Origin of the sequence: Streptomyces murinus, assembly GCF_002154555.1 — a bacterium.
GTDB lineage: Bacteria > Actinomycetota > Actinomycetes > Streptomycetales > Streptomycetaceae > Streptomyces > Streptomyces murinus.
This window is the reverse complement of sequence record NZ_MUNF01000849.1, coordinates 1-3,698: the sequence shown is the minus strand read 5'-3', so window position 1 is coordinate 3,698 and position 3,698 is coordinate 1. Positions and strand designations below refer to the sequence as shown.

5 protein-coding genes are annotated in these 3,698 nt (G+C 73.5%); 1 reads left to right on the top strand and 4 read right to left on the bottom strand.

Going from position 1 to position 3,698, the window contains the following annotated elements; all coding sequences use genetic code 11:
- The 4 genes from CCN72_RS35785 to CCN72_RS35770 all read right to left on the bottom strand — a co-directional run.
- The coding region (locus CCN72_RS35785; protein WP_143664324.1) for an NAD(P)H-dependent flavin oxidoreductase at positions 1–496 on the bottom strand (496 nt) is incomplete at its 3' end.
- On the bottom strand, positions 496–1,236 hold the full coding sequence (locus tag CCN72_RS35780; protein ID WP_086812535.1) for a CoA-transferase subunit beta: 741 nt from the start codon (positions 1,234–1,236) through the stop codon (positions 496–498). The genes CCN72_RS35785 and CCN72_RS35780, both read right to left, overlap by 1 nt.
- Positions 1,233–2,084 carry a CoA transferase subunit A gene (locus CCN72_RS35775; protein ID WP_086812534.1) on the bottom strand — a complete coding sequence of 284 codons (852 nt, stop codon included), beginning with the start codon at positions 2,082–2,084 and terminating at the stop codon, positions 1,233–1,235. The genes CCN72_RS35780 and CCN72_RS35775 overlap by 4 nt, the downstream gene beginning before the upstream one ends.
- The gene (locus CCN72_RS35770) at positions 2,085–2,849 is read right to left on the bottom strand and encodes an enoyl-CoA hydratase family protein (protein ID WP_086812532.1); all 765 of its coding nucleotides are present in this window, start codon (positions 2,847–2,849) and stop codon (positions 2,085–2,087) included.
- A 143-nt stretch (positions 2,850–2,992) separates the two neighbouring features.
- Between CCN72_RS35770 and CCN72_RS35765 the strand changes: the two genes are divergently transcribed.
- Positions 2,993–3,698, top strand: a 706-nt coding sequence (locus tag CCN72_RS35765) for an SDR family oxidoreductase (protein WP_107430272.1), incomplete at its 3' end; no start/stop codon positions are given.

Here is a 3,698-nt window from a genome sequence, read left to right as displayed (position 1 = left end):
CCACCGGTATCCGCACCGCGTCCACCACCTGCGGCAGCAGCACGCTCGTGGCCACCTCGCCGGTGTGGCCGCCGCCCTCGCCGCCCTGCACGATCACCGCGTCCGCGCCCCACGCCGCCACCTTCTCCGCGTGCCGCCGCGCCCCGACGGACGGGATGACCACCACCCCCGCCTCCTTGAGCCGGGTGATCAGCTCGGCGGAGGGGGCCAGTGCGAAGGAGGCCACCCGGACACCCTCCGCCAGCAGGATCTCCACCCGCTCGGCCGCGTCCTGGGCGTCCGCGCGCAGATTCACCCCGAACGGCGCTCCCGTACGCGACCGCACTTCCCGTATCGCCGCGCGCAGTTGAGCGGGTGTCATCGTGGCCGAGCCCAGGATGCCCAGCGCGCCCGCGTTCGCCGCCGCCGACACCAGCCGGGGTCCGGCCACCCAGCCCATCCCGGTCTGCACCACCGGATGACGGACGCCGGTCAGCCGGGTGAGCGCGGTCTCCATCAGCCCCGCACCCCCTCGGGCACCGCACGCTCGCGGACCCCGTCCGGGTCCAGCACCTCGCGGATCAGCCGCAGTTCCCCGGGCGTGGGCTCCCGGGTGCCCGGCACCTCGTCCGGCACCACGAGGTCAAAGCCCGTCGCCTCCCGCACCTCGGCCACACTCACCCCTGGATGCAGCGAGGCCAGCCGCATCGAGTGGTCCGGCGTCGCGAAGTCGAGGACCCCGAGATCGGAGACGACCCGCCCGAGGCGATGGAAGCGGGCCGTCCGGCCGAGCGTCGCCGCCCGGTCGTACCCCACCCCGCACACCATGTCCACCCGCTCCACGAACACCCGCTGGGAGTGCCGGGGGATCCAGTAACTCGTCGGATTGTTCAGCGTGTTGAGCGAGGCCCCGCGCACCCCGAGCAGCTGGCGGCGGGGGTGGGCCCAGTCGCCGACGCAGGAGATGTTCTGGTTGCCGTACCGGTCGAGCTGGCTCGCGCCCATCATCACGTGCCGGCGGCCGCCCGCCACCAGCGTCAGATGCTCCCGGAAGGTCAGCCGGCCCTCCGGGGTGCCGTCCGGGCGGACCAGCAGGGCTTCACCGTCGGTCAGCAGCAGGTCCGGCGCGAAGGTGAGCCGGGCCAGCCGGGCGCCCAGCGAGGGGATCAGGCCCATCGGGCTCGCCAGTATCTCCCCGGCCCCGCGCCATGCCTCGGCGCAGGCGATCACGCAGTACTCGGCCCGGGTCGCCCTCATCGCCCCTCCTCCTCGCGCCACTCGGCCACCGCCGCCCGGTACCCGCCCTCGTCGGCGCCGAGGAACCGCCCGGCGAACTCCGGCCACGGCGTCTTCGCGTACAGCCGCTGGAACTCCTCGTCCCGTTCGTAGTCCGGCGCGCAGGACGTGAAGTGCGCGCCGTTCGGCGCCTCCACCACGCCCGTCACCGCGAGTCGCCGCAGCAGCAGCGACTCCACCGGGGCCTTCTCGGTCAGCTCGGCCGTGTCCACGATCCGCTCGCAGGAGACATAGGCCGTATCCGCCGCCGCGCAGAACAGATCGTCGAAATACGGGTCCGGGCCCAGGCACTGGCCGGTGCCCAACCGGTCGGCGCGGTGCACATGCACCAGGGCCGCGTCCAGCCGCAGCGCGGGCATCGCCACCAGCGTCTCCCCGTCCTCGTACGGCGAAGTGACCGTCCGCAGAGCGGGGTTGACCCGCATGACGTCCGAGCCGACGCCCGCCCGCACCGGCAGGAAGGGCAGCCGGTGTGCCGCCGCCTCCAGGCCGCGCAGCAGCATCCCCTCGTCCACCTCCGTCAGTTCGAGCCCGCCGCGCTCGCGGACCGCCCGGTAGTGCGGTTCGAGCGGGATCGAGTCGAGGGTGACGAAGGCCGTGACCAGTCTCCGCAGCCGCCCGGCCGCGGCCAGCATCCCGACGTCCGGGCCGCCGCAGGAGACGACCGTGAGATCGCGTAACCCGGACCGCAGCAGCGCCCGCACCAGGGCCATCGGCTTGCGGCGCGCGCCCCAGCCGCCGATGCCCAGGGTCATCCCGCTCTCCAGTCGGCCGACGACCTCCTCGGCGGTCATCGTCTTGTCGCCCATCTACACCCCCTCCTCCCTGTCCTTGCCCCTGTCCCTGCCGAATGTGTCGCGCACCCGGTCGGCCAGGCCGCTGAGGCCCGCCTCGAAGGTGAAGCCCTGCTCGAATCGGTAGCTGCGGCGCACATCGACCGGATCGATGCCGTTGATCGCGGCCTTGGCCATGCGCAGCAGCCGGCCGTCCTTGGCGGCGATCTCCCGGGCCAGCTCCAGCGCCGCCGCCCGTAACTCCGCGCCCGGCACCACGCGCCACACCGAGCCGTGCCGATGCAGCTCCGCCGCGCTCGCCGTCCGCCCCGTGTAATACAGGGCGCGCATCAGATGCTGCGGGACCAGCCGGGCCAGATGGGTCGCGGCACCCAGCGCGCCCCGGTCCAGCTCGGGCAGTCCGAAGACGGCGTCCTCGCTCGCCACGATCGCGTCCGCGTTTCCCACCAGGCCTATCCCGCCGCCCAGGCAGAACCCCTGCACCGCCGCGACGACGGGTGTCTCGCACTCGTACACCGCGGCGAAGGCGTCGGCGCAGCCCTGGTTCGCGCCGATCAACGCCCGCTGCCCGTGGGCCTGTATCTCCTTGATGTCCACGCCCGCGTTGAACCCCCGGCCCTCGGCGGCCAGCACCACGCAGCGGACCTCGGGGTCGCGGCCCGCCGCGCGCACGGTCTCGGCCAGCGCGGACCAGCCGGTCACCGGGAGCGCGTTGACCGGCGGGAAGTCGACGGTGACCACGGAAATCCCTTTTTCCGGGGACGAACGGGAGACACCCATGGGCGCATCAGCTACCTTTCCACCAAACATTTGTTAGGTGCGATGGCTTTGAAATTAGCAGCCGCCACGGACCAGCGGGAGGCCCTGTGGAAAACTCGACCGCGCGCCCTGTGGACAACTCCTGGCGCGACCCGGCCGGCTCCCTGCGCGGCCGCACCGTCCTCGTCACCGGCGGCACCCGCGGGGTCGGCGCGGGCATCGCGCGGGCCTTCGCGGACGCGGGCGCCCGCGTCCTGATCTGCGCCCGCAGACCTCCTGAACAGCCGCTGGACGGCGTTGAGTTCATCCCGCTCGACCTGCGGGACCCACCCGCCGTCCGGGCCTTCTTCGACGCGTTGCCCCGGCTCGACGTACTCGTCAACAACGCGGGCGGAACGCCGTACCGACGACTGCTCGACGCGGACGCCGAACGGCACGCCAAGGTCCTGGAGCTGAACCTGACCGCCCCGCTGACCGCGTCCCTCGCCGCGTACGAGCAGCTGCGGCGCAGCCGGGGCTCCATCGTGATGATCGGCAGCGTCAGCGGGGGCCGTCCCTCGCCCGGCTCCGCCGCCTACGGCGCGGCCAAGGCGGGGCTCACCCATCTCGCCGCGTCCATGGCGGTGGAGTGGGCGCCGCATGTACGGGTCAACACGCTGGTGGTGGGCATGGTGCGCACCGAGCAGTCCGCCGCGCACTACGGCGGCCCCGAGGGCATCGCCGCCGTCGCCCGCACCGTCCCGCTCGGCCGGCTGGCCACTCCCGGCGACGTCGGCGCCGCCGCCGTCTTCCTCGCCTCCGACGCCGCGGCGTACATCAGCGGGGCGAGCCTCCAGGTGCATGGGGGCGGGGAGTGGCCAGCCGGCCGAG

Coding starts and splice junctions, on each gene's coding strand:
- CCN72_RS35780 (WP_086812535.1), bottom strand. CDS start 1,236: ATGAGGGCGACCCGGGCCGAGTACTGCGTGATCGCCTGCGCCGAGGCA.
- CCN72_RS35775 (WP_086812534.1), bottom strand. CDS start 2,084: ATGGGCGACAAGACGATGACCGCCGAGGAGGTCGTCGGCCGACTGGAG.
- CCN72_RS35770 (WP_086812532.1), bottom strand. CDS start 2,849: ATGGGTGTCTCCCGTTCGTCCCCGGAAAAAGGGATTTCCGTGGTCACC.